This is a genomic window from Aquabacterium sp. NJ1 (assembly GCF_000768065.1).
Taxonomy (GTDB): Bacteria; Pseudomonadota; Gammaproteobacteria; order Burkholderiales; family Burkholderiaceae_C; genus Aquabacterium.
On sequence record NZ_JRKM01000001.1, the window covers coordinates 1,531,978 to 1,547,098 of the forward strand.

Annotated in this window: 14 protein-coding genes; 3 read left to right on the forward strand and 11 right to left on the reverse strand. The window is 61.9% G+C overall.

The window, feature by feature from the left end:
• Positions 1-545 precede the first annotated feature (545 nt).
• Positions 546-1,649 carry a GGDEF domain-containing protein gene (locus JY96_RS22040; protein ID WP_052162211.1) on the forward strand — a complete coding sequence of 368 codons (1,104 nt, stop codon included), beginning with the start codon at positions 546-548 and terminating at the stop codon, positions 1,647-1,649.
• Positions 1,650-1,682: 33 nt separating this feature from the next.
• Here JY96_RS22040 and JY96_RS06470 read toward each other — a convergent pair whose 3' ends face one another.
• Both JY96_RS06470 and JY96_RS06475 read right to left on the reverse strand, forming a co-directional pair.
• On the reverse strand, positions 1,683-2,114 hold the full coding sequence (locus tag JY96_RS06470; protein ID WP_035035959.1) for a hypothetical protein: 432 nt from the start codon (positions 2,112-2,114) through the stop codon (positions 1,683-1,685).
• Between the two features lie 10 nt (positions 2,115-2,124).
• On the reverse strand, positions 2,125-3,444 hold the full coding sequence (locus JY96_RS06475; RefSeq protein ID WP_035035960.1) for a hypothetical protein: 1,320 nt from the start codon (positions 3,442-3,444) through the stop codon (positions 2,125-2,127).
• 1,602 nt (positions 3,445-5,046) lie between these two features.
• Between JY96_RS06475 and rpoH the strand changes: the two genes are divergently transcribed.
• Complete coding sequence (gene rpoH / locus JY96_RS06480) at positions 5,047-5,973, forward strand: RNA polymerase sigma factor RpoH (protein ID WP_081961087.1); 927 nt, start codon at positions 5,047-5,049, stop codon at positions 5,971-5,973.
• Between the two features lie 28 nt (positions 5,974-6,001).
• Here the strand turns inward: rpoH and JY96_RS06485 are convergent, their stop codons facing one another.
• The 3 genes from JY96_RS06485 to tal are packed head-to-tail and all read right to left on the reverse strand — an operon-like array spanning position 6,002 to position 9,303.
• The gene (locus tag JY96_RS06485) at positions 6,002-6,646 is read right to left on the reverse strand and encodes an HAD family phosphatase (protein ID WP_035035963.1); all 645 of its coding nucleotides are present in this window, start codon (positions 6,644-6,646) and stop codon (positions 6,002-6,004) included.
• A 48-nt stretch (positions 6,647-6,694) separates the two neighbouring features.
• Positions 6,695-8,335: a glucose-6-phosphate isomerase gene (pgi, locus tag JY96_RS06490; protein WP_035035965.1), complete on the reverse strand. Its 1,641-nt coding sequence runs from the start codon at positions 8,333-8,335 to the stop codon at positions 6,695-6,697.
• Between the two features lie 11 nt (positions 8,336-8,346).
• The gene (gene tal, locus JY96_RS06495) at positions 8,347-9,303 is read right to left on the reverse strand and encodes a transaldolase (protein ID WP_035035967.1); all 957 of its coding nucleotides are present in this window, start codon (positions 9,301-9,303) and stop codon (positions 8,347-8,349) included.
• 199 nt (positions 9,304-9,502) lie between these two features.
• Here tal and zwf point away from each other — a divergent pair, with 199 nt between their 5' ends.
• Positions 9,503-10,969, forward strand: coding sequence for a glucose-6-phosphate dehydrogenase (zwf, locus tag JY96_RS06500; protein WP_035035970.1), 1,467 nt, complete (start codon positions 9,503-9,505; stop codon positions 10,967-10,969).
• A gap of 30 nt (positions 10,970-10,999) precedes the next feature.
• Here the strand turns inward: zwf and JY96_RS06505 are convergent, their stop codons facing one another.
• The 6 genes from JY96_RS06505 to JY96_RS06530 all read right to left on the reverse strand — a co-directional run bounded on the left by JY96_RS06505 (position 11,000) and on the right by JY96_RS06530 (position 15,079).
• Positions 11,000-11,287, reverse strand: a complete 288-nt coding sequence (locus JY96_RS06505; RefSeq protein ID WP_035035972.1) for a lipid asymmetry maintenance protein MlaB — start codon at positions 11,285-11,287, stop codon at positions 11,000-11,002.
• 5 nt (positions 11,288-11,292) lie between these two features.
• Positions 11,293-11,988 carry a phospholipid-binding protein MlaC gene (locus tag JY96_RS06510; RefSeq protein ID WP_081961088.1) on the reverse strand — a complete coding sequence of 232 codons (696 nt, stop codon included), beginning with the start codon at positions 11,986-11,988 and terminating at the stop codon, positions 11,293-11,295.
• Positions 11,989-12,078: 90 nt separating this feature from the next.
• Positions 12,079-12,963 (reverse strand): VacJ family lipoprotein, encoded by an 885-nt coding sequence (locus JY96_RS06515; protein WP_235333867.1) that lies wholly within the window; start codon positions 12,961-12,963, stop codon positions 12,079-12,081.
• Complete coding sequence (gene mlaD / locus JY96_RS06520) at positions 12,960-13,442, reverse strand: outer membrane lipid asymmetry maintenance protein MlaD (protein ID WP_035035974.1); 483 nt, start codon at positions 13,440-13,442, stop codon at positions 12,960-12,962. Before mlaD ends, JY96_RS06515 begins: the two co-directional genes overlap by 4 nt.
• 27 nt (positions 13,443-13,469) lie before the next feature.
• Positions 13,470-14,255, reverse strand: coding sequence for a lipid asymmetry maintenance ABC transporter permease subunit MlaE (mlaE, locus tag JY96_RS06525; protein WP_035035976.1), 786 nt, complete (start codon positions 14,253-14,255; stop codon positions 13,470-13,472).
• Complete coding sequence (locus JY96_RS06530) at positions 14,252-15,079, reverse strand: ABC transporter ATP-binding protein (protein WP_052162212.1); 828 nt, start codon at positions 15,077-15,079, stop codon at positions 14,252-14,254. The genes mlaE and JY96_RS06530 overlap by 4 nt, the downstream gene beginning before the upstream one ends.
• Positions 15,080-15,121 lie beyond the last annotated feature (42 nt).

Consider the following 15,121-nt stretch of genomic DNA (forward strand, 5'->3'; position numbering starts at 1 on the left):
TGGGCTTGATGTACGTGAAGAACGTGGGACGGATGGTCACCTGACATGGCTCAGTCACCAATAAGCGGTAAGGCCTGCGTCTTTAGTTTTCAGGCCAACGGCGAGCCTTCAAGGGAAAACACCCCCCGCGTTCTACGGCCCCCTGGGGCGCTGCCAGCACAGGGACGGGCGTTGTCCGGTCAACCGCGCTGGTCTTCTGTGATTGGTGCTGCTGATGTCAGCAGCAATAACCCCGTGTCTCCGGAGACGGAGACACATATTGATCGAACCTGTTGGTCAATCACATGCGTGCGGAATACACGCACATTCATGTAAAACAAGGTGCCCGCGAGGTGTCAGGCAAGCAGCCCCTGACATCGGAGTGATGCATAAAGACCAAGTAGGCCCAATTTTTTCGCGAAACGCGCCTCTTCGTGGATCAATAAAGGGCCGCCCCTTGTCGATCACAAATGATAATTTTTCATCAATGATGTTCGGCAGCGAGAATACGCAGGTCGTGCCGGAGTGCATAAGTGCAATCTGCCTGCGGCGACCTTGGATCGACCATGTACCGACGGGATATCGCTGATCAGGAAAATCAGGGCGTCGAGCCTGAAGAGGCGTCGCATGATCGCGTCCTGGATCTCATCAATATATACGCACTGACGATTTCAGCCCTGTTTTGGGGCTATGGACTCATATGCCCCATACGGCCGACGCAGGTCCTGTTCATCAGCATGGCCTGGGGTAGCCTGCATTTGATTTTGCTGCTGCCCAAAGTGCGCAATCTCAGAAGCGTGCGCGCTCATGCCACCTTGCTTGTAACCCATGCCCACATTGCATGGGCAGCAATATTCGCCTTCCCATCAGGCTCCGGCATCCAATTCGCCTACTTTGCCACGATAGCCTATTCTTATATAGCCTTTTCTGAGCCTGGTCGGGATAAGTGCAACGCTCACGCTGCCCTCGGTCTCTTCTTGTTCTTGTCAGTTGAGTTTGTCGGGATGGTGCCCGTCGCCACGCTTTCAAAAGAGGAGGTTTACTTTTCCGGGATTGTCAGGCTTTTTGCGTTGCCGGCAATTCTCGTATCGGTCCCCTATGTTTTTAACCGGTACACGCAGATTATTCAAAGGCAAACGGATGAGCTAAAAATTCTCGCGCACACGGACCCTTTAACAGGCGCCCTAAACAGGCGCATGCTGATGCAGCAAGCCGAGCTTCTTCGCGGCATATCATCAAGAACTGGTTGCTATTTTTCCATCCTGATTCTGGACGTTGACCACTTCAAATCCATCAATGACACCCATGGGCACCAGGCAGGGGACGACGTTCTACGGGGCATCGTACGGTTGCTCCATGCGGCTTTGCGGGAAGTAGATGTGGTTGGTCGGTATGGGGGGGAAGAGTTCTTGGTCGCGACATCACATGAGACGGAGTTGGATGGACTCGCGATTGCTGAAAAAGTGAGAGCCTTGGTCGGCGATTCTGTTTACTCTGGCAAATTCACCCACGGACTCCGATGCACCATCAGCGTCGGCGTCTGCACTGTAGGCAAAGTTGGCGGAACGTTGCCACAACTCATCGCCTGCGCGGACAAGGCGCTTTACGCTGCAAAGCACGGGGGACGAAACCGCTGCGTTCTTGGCTCGACAAGCGGTATACAGGTGTGAAGCCTGCACAGCCCCCTTCCCTGGTCCCGGTTCCTACTCAAGTATCAGAACGACCTTCACCGTGCCATCAACCGAGGCCTTCTCCACATAGCCGATGGCGTCGGGCGTTGCGGCGATGTACTTCTTGACCTCGGCGGAGGTTGCCACCTCCCTGGGTGGCGTGGCCTTGCCCGAGAAAGTCAGTCGAGCCCAGGTGGCCTTTACTTGGGCTTGAGATCTGCTGGTCGATTTGGCATAGAACTGCTCCCGTAAAGGGCTGGACTCAGGGAGATCGACCGGAAGGGCAGACTGTCCCGATGGAAGCAGCTGGCTCTTGCCCAGATAGATCGCGGCGACTTGCTCCGCCGTCATGGCGACCACAGGACTCTTCACATTAACGACCACAGCCACCTGGGAAAATGAATTTGAGGCCATGCAGATGGCACCAAGAAATGCGACGCGCTTTAAAGTACGACCGAACGGCATTTGAGAATCCTTAATAAACAAAGTCCATCGAGAGGGTCAACACGTTGATGACCCTGTTTCCCGACAGGAACGCCATGCCCGTCACATTCGTGGGATCAGGGTTCAGAAACAAGCCGTTCGAATCTTTTGGCTTCTTGATCTGGTCGAATTGCGCCTTCAAAGCCAATCCGGTTGCAAGGTCCCAACGAGCCCCCAAGGTCGTGGTGCGCTGACTTTGTCTTTGAGAATTGAGCAGGGCATCGACGCCTCCGGAAAGTTGTTGGACAGCGTCATTGAGCCCCGCCGAGGCCGTCGCAATGATCTGGATGGGGTTGACCTCTTGCTGAGAGCTCTTCAGCCTCGACCAGCCAACATATGGCGTGAAGGCCCTCACACGGTAGCCAAGGGCTGCATACCACCCGGTTGTTTTGGCGATGTAGCTTGCGGTTTTGCGTTTTGTGTATTCGAAGCTGCCTACCCAGTTATCTTCCTCATACGACAAACCCACGCCAGAGAACGTGGCCCGAACGGAATCAGGCTCAACAACACCAAGGGCACCGTCGATTTGGTCCAGCGTCGACGGACTCAGCGACTGCAGACCTGTACGCAAGGTGGCGTCATTTGAGGCAGCCACAACCTGGTCCGCCAAGGGAGACTTGACCGTCATGCGAGACTGAACATGCCCGGCTCGCACGGTGAGCCCGCTACCGATATCAGCCACAAGGTTCAACCCCACCAGCTTCTTCAGGATCACACGATTGGGCGGAATGATGGCGGCGGCAGTGAAGTCGGCTGCGGCGCTTCCACTCCAGAGCGTCGTGGTGATGCTCGCGGGGCCCACTGCAAGTTGATATGAGGTATCGACCCCTTCAAACTGGCTGACGGGAACTTGACCATAGACATCCAAAGGCGGGCGAACAGTGAGCATGGCGTAGCCCACATCCCGCGAGTCCGAGACCATAAAGAACGGCGCGCCCATACGGCCTGCGCGAACGACCCAATTCGGGGTAGCCTGCCACTTCGCGAACAGCCACTGCGTGTCAGGGATATATTGCCCCTCGGCGTCGTACTTCATCAGCACTTGCGCCGTAGCAGAAACGCTCGAAGAAAAACTGTATGCGCCCTGCAGCGCAACCTTACTGTCCGGATTCAGGCTGGCGTGACGAGTTGCCCCCCCGCCTTGGCCGGGGTAGTTGAACATCGCGTCATCGACCGTCGTGCGGGATACGGCGACCGTCCCGAAGCCCGACAACCTGAAATTCCCATCGGGCACGCGTTGATCGGCGTGCGCCCAGTTCGAGGAAAGTGCGAGTACGAGAGCGGTAGCTATACGGCTCAACTTCTTGTGCATCAATGTCTCCAAGATTGCCTCTATGCCAGAAGATGGAGCGGGGATGCCGCGACCGATGAGGTTGCGGTCATTCAGTCCTGCACAACCGGACCCACCGAAGATCTTGGCCTGTGGCCACGACCGAGAGGACCGGCCGAAAAAGCCCGCTCCAGAAAACCCGATACGGCGGAGTACGACCAAACCGGGAAACGAAGATGATTTATCCCGGCTCCGCCAATCAGCAACGCAATAGAAGCCAAAGTCATTACCTGACGAGACAGTCGCCTTTTGGATACGGCAGCACACCAGCCTGACTCGGGGTCGCAAGGGCCAGCAAGAGAAGGCAACGGCGACTTCGCGCAGTCGGGACTGCAGACGGGGTGGGCGGGCTGCGCGAGTACGGCAGCTTTCGGCGCAAGCGCGTGGGCAAAGCTGTGTTGACTCGACGAAGCGCTTCATGCTCGCGCCTGATGGGGCACCGGGGTTGAAAGCCAATCCAGTCCGCGATCACTTCTCAGACTTGCGCGTACCTCGAACCGGTGGCGTGGACCCTATTGCGCGTTGACGAGCCTGTACGGCCACGCGCCAGCATGGTGGGGTGCGCGGCAATCAAAATACTCATCGAGATGAGCGGACCCTTGGCTTAGAGGTGCTATGCCTGTTGACTGCCGCGCATCTGCATGATCTTTTAGCCGACTCCAAGTTGCAACAACCTTTGGAGCCAAGTGTTTGATCGTCGAGCCAACTTTTGTGCCCGTTATTCATGCACAACAAACCTTCCTCGACCTCGGCCCACACACGCGGTACCTCGCCGCCGGTGCGTGTACCTTCGGGTGTGTCGCCAAGGCTTGACCGACGGCTTGAGGGCGACGAAGTCGAGGCCATGCATGTCGCTAATTGGGTCGGTAGCTGTCGCTCGTTGAGCCTCTGCCAAAAGACCGCACCCAGCCTGTAGCCGAGATTGATCTAGTTGCTGAGACCTGCTTGAGGCTGAGGTGAGAGGTTCACGGCCAAAAACCCCAACGACAGGGGGACAAATGCATCCGACGTTGCCAACAATCGGAGCTCGCGCGACCGCTTAGCACCTAGCATCGGTCGTTCGAACGTCGTCAGCCGATGGAGTGATCCAAAGCACCTTGCTCGCTCGCGGCGTTAGTAAAGGTCCGTCCAAAGTGAAACCTGCAGCGCTTCTCAGCGCGAAGCGATGTCTCTGGCTTGTGGGGCGGCAACACCAGGCCCCAGGAAGGGGAGCGCTCATCCCGCAGCGCTCACCACCATCACACACTCTCCGAATTCACTAGCCGAGAGCGGCGAGCCAAGTAGGCCGTTTCAGCAGTTTCACACTATGAACGCCGTATGCGTGCCATAAGGGCGTAATTTTTTATGTCGTACCAATAGCCTGCTCCGCCCTTCAAAAGCAGAGTGTCCCTAGGGAAACGCCAGAAAGTTCAAGAATGAATGAACAAAAGTTCAAGAATGAACGGCGTTCGACACAAGTACCTGTGAAGGTTGATGCAGCCTCCAGCCCCCAAAAAACCTCAAAACCACCGGAACTTTTCGGTCTTAGCACTCTCTGAGCAAGAGTGCTAATATGTTCTGAGAAGGATGCACGAAAGGACCACCATGACCTTGACCACTGCCATCGCTACCCGTGACCCCTGGAGTGTGGTGCCCTCGCTGGGCAACCTGGACGCCTATATCCGTTCGGTGCAGGCCATCCCCATGCTGGAGGCCTCGGAGGAGCAGGCGCTGGCCCGGCGTCTGCGTGACCAGCAGGATCTGCAGGCGGCCTCGCGCCTGGTGCTGTCCCACCTGCGCCTGGTGGTGTCCATCTCGCGCCAGTACATGGGCTACGGCCTGCCGCAGGGCGATCTGATCCAGGAAGGCAACGTTGGCCTGATGAAAGCCGTCAAGCGCTTCGACCCCGATCAGGGCGTGCGCCTGGTGAGCTACGCCATGCACTGGATCAAGGCCGAAATCCACGAATACATCCTCAAGAACTGGCGCATGGTCAAGGTCGCCACGACCAAGGCCCAGCGCAAGCTGTTCTTCAACCTGCGCTCGATGAAGCACCAGTTCAAGGGCGAAGACGGCAACGACCACGTGGGCCGTGCCGGCCTGAGCGAAGCGGAAATCCACCGCGTTGCCCAGGAGCTGGATGTGCGCCCCGAGGATGTCATCGAGATGGAAACGCGCATGGCCGGTGGCGATGTGGCCCTGGAAGCCCCTTCTGACGAGGAGCACGAAGGCGTTGTGTCCCCTCTGACCTACCTGGCCGACGAGGTGCACGAGCCCACCCGCGTGATCGAATCGCACCGCCGTGACTGGCTGGCCAGCGATGGCATCAGCATGGCGCTGGACCAGCTGGACGAACGCAGTCGCCGCATCGTGGAAGAACGCTGGCTCAAGGTCAATGACGACGGCTCCGGCGGCATGACCCTGCACGACCTGGCCGCGGTCTACGGCGTCAGCGCCGAACGCATCCGCCAGATCGAAGTGGCCGCCATGAAGAAGATGCGCAAGGCCCTGAGCGAGACGGTTGACGCCTGATCAAGGCCTCACAGGCCCGGTCTGGGGTTCACAACCAGCCCAGCTCCGCCAGTTCGGCGCGGCACTGTGCCGCATCCTGAAATTGAACGGCCCGCCACCCCAGTGAGCGGGCCGTTTTGATGTTGTGCACGTTATCGTCAATGAAGACGGTGCGCTCGGGCGCCACGCCGAATTTGTCCGCTGCCGTATGGAAGATGTCGGCATTGGGTTTGATCTGGCTGACATCACACGAGAAAACGCCGGAAATGAATCGATCCAGGAAGGCGTGCTCGCGCTGCAGGAACTCGGCGTAGGGCCGCGGCATGTTCGACAGGAAGTACAGCGGCATGCCGGATTCGGCCAGCTCATGCAGCCAGGCCACGGTGTCGGCCATGGGTGCCAGGTGCGGCGGGATGGCGGCCATCAGACTGTGCACGTCCTGCGCTGCCAGGCCGGTGCGCTCGGCGATCCGGTCCCGGGTTTGATCCCAGGTGAGCGCACCACGGTCGAACTCGGACCAGTCACTGCCCGGCACGAAGGACTGGAACACGTCGGCAGCCAGGCCCAGCGCCTGTTCGTCATCACGTGCCAGGTGGGGCAGCACCGACTGGATCAGGCGGGTCGGCTGCCAGTTGAACAGCACCCCACCGAAATCAAACACCACGGCTTGCGGTGGGACTTTGTCTTGCGCCATGGCGGGATCTTTCAAAGGCTGAAGCGAGAGGGCTGGGAGAGGCGCCAGTCAGCGCAAGCGCGCGATCATGGCTGCTGTCGCGGCATCCAGCCCGGCCGTGTCGCCCGAGCACAGACGCGGCAGCAAGTCCTTGCACAAGGCCTTGCCCAGCTCCACGCCCCACTGGTCGAATGAGTTGATGCCCCACAGGGCGCCGCTCACAAAGGTGCGGTGCTCGTACAGGACCACCAGGGCGCCCAGCGAACGGGGCGTCACCTCGTCCATCAACAGCGTCAGGCTCGGGCGGTTGCCCGGGAAGGTGCGGTGTTTGGCGATGGCTTCGGCGGGCATGTCAGGCGCCGCCGTGGGCACGGCCTCACCCAAGGCTTCCTCGGCTGTCTTGCCCCACATCAGCGCCTGCGCCTGGGCCAGGCCATTGGCCAGCAGCATGTGGTGCTGCTGGTCCAGCAAGGCGCGCAAGGCCGGCGTCATGCTGCCCGGTGCGCGGTAACTGGGCTGACGCACCAGCAGGAACTCGACCGGGACGACGTCGGTGCCCTGGTGCAGCATCTGGAAAAAGGCGTGCTGGCCGTTCGTGCCGGCCTCGCCCCACAGCACGTCGCTGGTGCCAAACGGCAGCGGCGCGCCCTGGGCGTCCACCCGCTTGCCATTGCTCTCCATCACCAGTTGCTGCAGGTAGGCCGGCAGGCGGCGCAGGCCATGGTGGTAAGGCACCACGCAGCGGCTGCTGTAGCCCTTGAAGTTGCGATACCAGACGTCCATCAGGCCCAGCAGCACCGGCAGGTTGTGCGCGAGCGAGGTCTGGGCAAAGTGCTCGTCCATGGCGTGGCCGCCGGCCAGCATCGCGTGGAAGTTGCTGCTGCCCAGCGCCAGCGCAATGGGCAGGCCGATGGCCGACCACATGGAAAAACGCCCGCCCACCCAGTCCCAGAAACCAAAAGTCTGGGTGATGCCAAACGCCGCAGCCGCTTCGACATTGGTGGTGGTGGCCACGAAATGGCGGGCGATATCGGTGCCGCCGTGATCGGCGAACCACTGGCGTGCCGCCACGGCATTGGCCATGGTTTCCTGCGTCGTGAACGTCTTGGAGGCGATCACGAACAGCGTGTGCTCAGGGCGCACTTTGCGCAGCACGCTGGCCAGGTCCTGCCCATCCGCGTTGGACACAAAATGGAAATTCAGCCCCGGGTGCACGAAAGCGTCCAGCGCCGGCACCACCATTTGCGGGCCCAGGTCCGAGCCGCCGATGCCAATGTTGACCACATCCGTGATCTGCCCCGGCGCCGTGCCACCAGCCGTCGTGCGCACGTTCTCGACAAAGGCCAGCATGCGGTCCAGCACGTCGTGCACCTGCTGGCTGTGGGGGCCCTGCCCACGCGGGGCGCGCAGGGCCGTGTGCAGCACCGCGCGGCCTTCGGTGGTGTTCATTACCTCGCCCGCCATCATGGCGTCACGCCGGGCTTCCAGGCCGCATTCGCGCGCCAGATCCAGCAGGTGCCGCAAGGTGGCGACGTCCCAGTGCACGCGAGACAGGTCACCGAACACCTCCGGCGCCTGAATGCCCAGGCGCTGGACGCGGTCAGGGTTGTCGGCGAACACCTGGCGCAGGTCCAGATCACGCCCATGGGCCTCGAAATGGCCGCTCAGGGCCGACCAGGCCACTGTCTGATCACAACGCGGGAAAGCCATGGCGCCTGGCGTCAACGTTGCGCCTCGATGAGGGCGTCCAGCTTGCCGGCATCCACCGCGAACAGGCGGATGCCCTCAGCCAGCTTCTCGGTGGCCATGGCGTCCTCGTTGAGGGCATAGCGGAAGGCGGCTTCGCTCAACGGCGCTTCGGGCGCCACCACGCTGGTGGCCGGCACCAGGCGACGCACCACGGGCTGGGCTTCCCCATCGGCAGCCTGCAACTGGACCAGCAGATCGGGGCTGATGGTCAGCAGGTCACAACCGGCCAATGCCAGGATCTGCCCCACATTGCGGAAGCTCGCGCCCATGACTTCGGTGCGCACACCGTGCTGCTTGTAGTACTCGTAGATGCGCGCCACAGACTTCACGCCGGGGTCATTCACACCGGCGTTGGCCGCCTCGTCCCACTGGGCGCCGGCTGTCTTCTTGTACCAGTCGTAGATGCGGCCCACAAAAGGCGAGATCAGCTGCACCTTGGCATCGCCACAAGCACGGGCCTGCGCGAACGCGAACAACAGCGTCAGGTTGCAGCGGATGCCTTCCTGCTCCAGCGCCCGGGCGGCCTGAATGCCCTCCCAGGTGGCCGCGACCTTGATCAGCACGCGGTTGCGCGGGATACCGGCGGCCTCATACAGGCCGATGATGCGGCGCGCGCGCTCGATGGTGGCAGGCGTATCAAAGCTCAGGCGGGCATCCACCTCGGTGGAGACACGACCGGGCACCACCTTGAGGATTTCCAGGCCAAAACGAACCAGCACGTGGTCCACGATGGTGGCCAGCGACTCGCCACGGTGTGCCGCCACGGTATCGGCCAGCAAGGGCGCGTAATCAGGCTTCTGGACCGCCTTGAGGATCAGCGAAGGGTTGGTGGTCGCATCCTGCGGGGTGAACTGGGCCAGTTGCTTGAAGTCGCCGGTGTCGGCCACCACGGTGGTGCAGGCCTTGAGCTGATCGAGTTGCGAAGTCATGTTGGTGTCGAATCTGCAAAACGGATTCGGTTGGTTTCTTGTAGGCGTGACAAAAATACACCGGCGAAACCCATGCTGAATAATCAGACTGCCGCCGTGGAATTGCCTTATTGTTGCCTTTATTCTGAGTCCAATTTGATGACAAAGTTCAGGCTTCCCCCCAAGCGAATAGCCGGCCTGACCATTTTTTGCAACTCGCATGTCTTTTGACCTCGTATTTTTCGGCGGCACCGGCGACCTGACGTGGCGCAAGCTCATGCCTTCGCTGTTCCAGGCCTGGCGACACGGCAAATTGCCCGCCGAAGGCCGCATCCTGGCCGTGGCCCGCGATGACCGCGACGACGACAGCTACCGCAACTGGCTGCACGAGCGCCTGCAGGCTGCCGACAGCGCCAAACGCCCCACGGAAGACGAGTACCGGCAATTCGCCGCGCTGATCCATTACCTGCGCATGGACCTGTCGCAGCCGGCCGATTACCAGCGCCTCAAAGCCTGGCTGGAAACCCGCCGCACGGACAACACCGTCATCTACCTGGCCACCAGCCCTCACCTGTTTCCCACCATCTGCGGGCAACTGGGCGCTTGTGGCCTGAACCACGATGGCATCCGCGTGGTGCTGGAAAAGCCGCTGGGCCACGATCTGGCCAGCGCCCAGCAGATCAACCAGGCGGTGCGCGCCGTGTTCACCGAACGCCAGGCCCTGCGCATCGACCACTACCTGGGCAAGCCCTCGGTGCAGAACCTCATGGCCCTGCGCTTTGGCAATGTGCTGTTCGAACCCCTGTGGCGCCGCGAGAGCATCGCCAACATCCAGATCACCCTGGCTGAGAGCCTCGGCGTGGGCACGCGCGGTGACTTCTACGACCGCACCGGCGCGCTGCGCGACATGATCCAGAACCACGCGCTGCAGCTGCTGACCATGATCGCCATGGAGCCCCCCTCCAGTGCCGATGCCGACGCCATCCGCGACGAAAAGCTCAAGGTGCTGCGCTCGCTCAAGCCCTTTGACGGCGCCTCGGTGGCGCGTGACGTGGTGCGCGGCCAGTACCGCGGCGGCACGGTCAATGGCCAACTGGCCAAAGGTTATCTGGACGAGGACAAGGTGCCCGCCGACAGCCGCACCGAAACCTTCGTGGCCCTGCGCTGCGAGGTACAGAACTGGCGCTGGGCCGGTGTGCCCTTCTACCTGCGCACGGGCAAGCGCATGGCCGACCGGCATGCCGACATCGTCGTGAACTTCCGCCCTACCCCGCACCCGATCTTTCCGGGCGCGCACAACGCCAACAAGCTGGTGATCAAGCTGCAACCGGACGACGGGCTGGAGTTGCACCTGCTGGCGGCCAAGGGCTCGGTGTCGTCCGCCGGTGCGGGTGCCATGCCGGAGATCTTGTCACCCGTGTCACTGGACCTGGATTTTGACAAGGCCTTCCCGACCGACCGCGTGGGCGCTTACGAGCGCATGTTGCTGGACGCGCTCGCCGGCCGGCTCAACCTGTTCGTGCGCTCGGACGAACAGGAGCAAGCCTGGCGATGGGTGGAACCGATTCTGGACAACTGGGCCCACGACAGCAGCACCGTGCGCGGCTACACGGCCGGCACCTGGGGGCCACCGGCCGCCAGCGCCCTGGTGGCGCGTGATGGTTTTGCCTGGCCGGAAGAAGCCTGATCAGGCCTGACGAGCTTGGCGTCGGCCCGATCAGGCCGATTGCAGCAAGCCGTCCACGCCATACAGGCGGGCCAGTTCCGTCAAGCGTTGCGGCAGGGACTGCACCGCAAACGCACGCCCCTTGGCACGTGCCATGCGCTGGCATTCCAGCAGCACGGCCAGCGCACTGGAGTCAAAGCGCTGCAAGGCGGAGCCGTCCACCGTCAGCATGGCCGCATCCACATTGCCGGCGGCCGCGGCCTTGTCCAGCGTCTGCTTGAACAGGCTCAGCACATGCGGCACCTCAGCGTGCGTGATGACGGCAGGCAGCAGCAACATGGCGATCAGCCCGCCACTTTCTTGGCGGCCAGCTGCTTGTTGCGCTCGACCAGCTTGGCGATCAGGCCATCGATGCCCGTGGCGTTGACTTCCTGGGCAAAGCTGCTCTGGTAGGTTTGCACCAGCCAGGCGCCCAGCACGTTCACGTCGTAGATCTTCCAGCTGTCACCGGCCTTCTCCAGGCGGTAATCGAGCTGGATCGGGTCACCCTTGCCACGCACCACGGTGCGCACCACGACATCGGTGTCTTCCGAGCGATTGCGCATGGGCTTGTACTCGACCGTCTGATCCTTGATCTGAGCGACGGCACCCGCATAGGTGTAGACCAGCAGGGTCTTGAACTCTTCCTGCAGGCGCTTTTGCTGCTCAGGCGTGGCCTGGCGCCAGCCACGGCCCACGGCCGAGGCGGTCATGCGCTGGAAGTTCACATTGGGCATGATCTTGGTGTCCACCACCTGGATCACCTTGCGGATGTCACCCGACTGGATGGCCTTGTCGGCCTTGACCGTGGCGAACACCTCGGCCGTGATGGTCTTGACGAAGGCATCAGGCGTTTGGGCGGCAGCGGCCGCGGCAGCAGGCGCTGCAGGTGCAGCCGTTTCGGCGGCGGCCGTCGCACTGGACAGGGCGGCCAGCGACAGCGCGGCAGAAGCCAGCAAACGGCTGGTGCAAGACAGCTTGTACAAATTGGCGGATTGCATTGAGATCCTTTCGGAGATCATCCTGATCCTCTAACGCGGCAGGCCGCCATCAGGTGGACCAGGATGAATGTAGCGTTGTGTGAACCCCGCTCAGGGAAACATGGCCCAGGGGTTCTCTTTTCCCGCATCGGCCACCGACATCGGGGCCTCAAGGGCACTGATGGGGGCCGAAGCACTGTCGGATGAGGCCCCAGATGCGGCACCGGAGGCCGGCACCGCAGGTGGCTCTGGCAGATCCTGACGCGGGGGCTCGGGGGGCTCCTCATCTTCAGGCGGGTCCCCGTTGTAAATCAGATTCTGCCTGCGCTGCAAATAGGCATCACGGATGAAGGCGTATTTGTCCAGCGCCACATCGTCGATCAGGTTACCCGCATCCAGCAAACTGGCCCGTGTGTGCACCACCTGGGTCACGCGCAACACATTGGCTTCCCGCGGATAGGTGGCCAGGGTGGAGGCAGAGAAATACATGTCGCCCGGGATGCCCACCGAGTCTCTCAGGGTGGAGGGGCCCAGAAGCGGCCACACGATATAGGCACCCGGCTTGACGCCCCACACCCCCAGCGTCTGACCGAAGTCTTCATTGGGCTTGTCGAGTTGCATGGGGGTGGCGATGTCGATCAACCCACCCAGGCCGAAAGTGGAGTTCACCGTGACGCGGATCACGCCGAGCGTGCCGTCCTTGAAGCGCCCCTGCAGGAACAGGTTGGCGGTCGACCAGACGTCCTTGATGTTGCTCAGGAAGTTGGCAAACGCCGTGCGCACCGGCTCGGGCGTGGCCGCCTTGTAGCCTTCCGCCATGGGCTTGAGTACGCTCGAATCCAGCGTCTCGTTGAAGGCAAACACCTTGCGGTTCCAGGACTCCAGCGGGTCGGGGTTCTGCCGCGTGGCACAACCTTGCAGAGCCCCCAGCAGCACGGCGCCAGCCAGCACGGCGGCCAGGCGGCCTGCCGAGCGGCGTGACGAGCGACGCATCATTTCTGCCCCTCCTTGCCGCCGCTCCCTTCAGCGGCCTTGCTGTAGAGGAACTGGCTGATCAGATTTTCGAGGACGATGGCCGACTGGGTGCTCTTGATCGTGTCGCCAGCGACCAGATTGGTCTCACCGTAGCCAGGCTCCAGACCGATGTATTGCTCGCCCAGCAAACCAGCGGTCAGGATCTTCGCTGAAGTGTCTTTCGGAAAAGTCACGCCCTTGTTGAGCGCCAACTCGACCTGGGCCTGGTAGGTCTTGGTGTCGAACGTGATGGACTGCACGCGGCCCACGACCACGCCGGCGCTCTTGACCGCAGCCTGGCGCTTGAGGCCACCGATGTTGTCAAAGCGGGCCACCACGGTGTAGCCACTGTCAAACGACAAGGTCAGCAGGTTGCCGGCCTTGAGGGCGAGAAACAGGATGGCAGCCGCGCCAATCAGCACGAACAGGCCCACCCACACATCATGTTTTGATTTTTGCATCTTGTTTTTCCTTGCAACCCTGCTCGATCAGATCGAGAACATCATGGCTGTCAGCACAAAGTCCAGCGCCAGCACGGCCAGCGAGGCCATCACCACGGTACGTGTGGTGGCCAGCGACACCCCTTCGGGCGTGGGCTGGCATTCATAGCCTTGCAGCAGCGCGACAAAAGTCACGGTCAGGCCAAACACCACGCTCTTGATCATGCCGTTGCCCACATCGGCCCAGACTTCCACGCCGTTTTGCATCTGCGACCAGAAGGCGCCTTGGTCGACGCCGATCATGACCACACCCACGAGCCAGCCACCCAGGATACCGACTGCCGAGAAAACCGCGCCGAGCAGGGGCATCGCGATCACGCCCCCCCAGAAACGAGGGGCCAGCACACGCTGGATCGGGTCAACGGCCATCATCTCCATGGCGGTGAGTTGCTCGCCGGCTTTCATCAGGCCGATACCGGCCGTCAGGGCGGTGCCTGCACGCCCGGCAAACAGCAAGGCCGAGACGACGGGCCCGAGTTCACGAACCAGCGACAGCGCCACCATCAGGCCCAGGGCTTCGCTGGAGCCGTAACGCTGCAGGATGTAGTAGCCCTGCAAGCCCAGCACAAAGCCCACGAACAGGCCGGACACCACGATGATGGCCAGCGAGTAATTGCCCAGGAAAAAGATTTGTTCGGACAGCAGGCGCGGGCGACGCAAGGTGGCACCCAGCGTGGACAGCAGGCGCAGGAACAGGCGCGCGCTGTAGCCCATGTCGACCAGCTTCATGCGGGTGGCCTGCCCCACCACAACGGGATTGAGCCACTTGATCATCCGCGCACCCCGAAATCATGACCCGCATCAACGGCGGGGTAGTGGAAACGCACCGGGCCATCAGGCGTGGCGTGCACGAACTGCTTGACCAGCGGGTCTTCGCTGACGCGCATTTCGGCCGGCGTGCCTTGCGCCACGATGCGGCCATTGGCCAGCAGCACCACGTGGTCGGCGATCAGGAAGGTTTCTTCGACATCGTGCGACACCACGATGCTGGTCAGCCCCATGGTGTCGTTCAGCTCGCGAATCAGGCGTGCGGCGATGCCCATGGAGATCGGGTCCAGGCCCGCGAAGGGCTCGTCGTACAGCATCAGCTCGGGGTCCAGCGCCATGGCACGGGCCAGCGCCACACGGCGCGACATGCCACCCGACACCTCGCTGGGCATCAGGTCACGTGCACCACGCAGGCCCACGGCGTTGAGCTTCATCAGCACCAGATCACGCAGGATGGACTCGGGTAACTGTGTGTGTTCGCGCAGCGGGAAGGCCACGTTCTCGAACACGGACAAGTCGGTGAACAGGGCGCCGAACTGGAACAGCATGCCCATGCGGCGACGCACGGCTTGCAGGCCCGCGGCATCCAGCGTGGCGATGTCCTGGCCGTTGACCAGCACCTGCCCTGAAGAGGGCTTGACCTGCCGACCGATCAGGCGCAGCACGGTGGTCTTGCCACCACCCGATGTGCCCATCAGCGCAACGACGCGGCCACGCGGCACCACCAGACTGATGTTCTCCAGGATCACCCGGTCGCCGTAGCCGAAAGTCACGGAGCGCAACTCGACGGCGGTTTCTGGCAAGGGCGTGGACACGTCCGAATCTGGCATCTGAAAGGCAGTGGTGTGGATGGAAAAAGAAAAAGGGCCGGC

Excerpts from the sequence above, each read along its gene's own strand:
- JY96_RS06475 (WP_035035960.1), bottom strand. The coding sequence starts at position 3,444 with ATGCACAAGAAGTTGAGCCGTATAGCTACCGCTCTCGTACTCGCACTT.
- mlaE (WP_035035976.1), bottom strand. The coding sequence starts at position 14,255 with ATGATCAAGTGGCTCAATCCCGTTGTGGTGGGGCAGGCCACCCGCATG.
- mlaD (WP_035035974.1), bottom strand. The coding sequence starts at position 13,442 with ATGCAAAAATCAAAACATGATGTGTGGGTGGGCCTGTTCGTGCTGATT.
- JY96_RS06505 (WP_035035972.1), bottom strand. The coding sequence starts at position 11,287 with ATGTTGCTGCTGCCTGCCGTCATCACGCACGCTGAGGTGCCGCATGTG.
- pgi (WP_035035965.1), bottom strand. The coding sequence starts at position 8,335 with ATGGCTTTCCCGCGTTGTGATCAGACAGTGGCCTGGTCGGCCCTGAGC.
- JY96_RS06485 (WP_035035963.1), bottom strand. The coding sequence starts at position 6,646 with ATGGCGCAAGACAAAGTCCCACCGCAAGCCGTGGTGTTTGATTTCGGT.
- zwf (WP_035035970.1), top strand. The coding sequence starts at position 9,503 with ATGTCTTTTGACCTCGTATTTTTCGGCGGCACCGGCGACCTGACGTGG.
- JY96_RS06530 (WP_052162212.1), bottom strand. The coding sequence starts at position 15,079 with ATGCCAGATTCGGACGTGTCCACGCCCTTGCCAGAAACCGCCGTCGAG.
- JY96_RS22040 (WP_052162211.1), top strand. The coding sequence starts at position 546 with ATGTACCGACGGGATATCGCTGATCAGGAAAATCAGGGCGTCGAGCCT.
- tal (WP_035035967.1), bottom strand. The coding sequence starts at position 9,303 with ATGACTTCGCAACTCGATCAGCTCAAGGCCTGCACCACCGTGGTGGCC.
- rpoH (WP_081961087.1), top strand. The coding sequence starts at position 5,047 with ATGACCTTGACCACTGCCATCGCTACCCGTGACCCCTGGAGTGTGGTG.
- JY96_RS06470 (WP_035035959.1), bottom strand. The coding sequence starts at position 2,114 with ATGCCGTTCGGTCGTACTTTAAAGCGCGTCGCATTTCTTGGTGCCATC.
- JY96_RS06510 (WP_081961088.1), bottom strand. The coding sequence starts at position 11,988 with ATGCAATCCGCCAATTTGTACAAGCTGTCTTGCACCAGCCGTTTGCTG.
- JY96_RS06515 (WP_235333867.1), bottom strand. The coding sequence starts at position 12,963 with ATGATGCGTCGCTCGTCACGCCGCTCGGCAGGCCGCCTGGCCGCCGTG.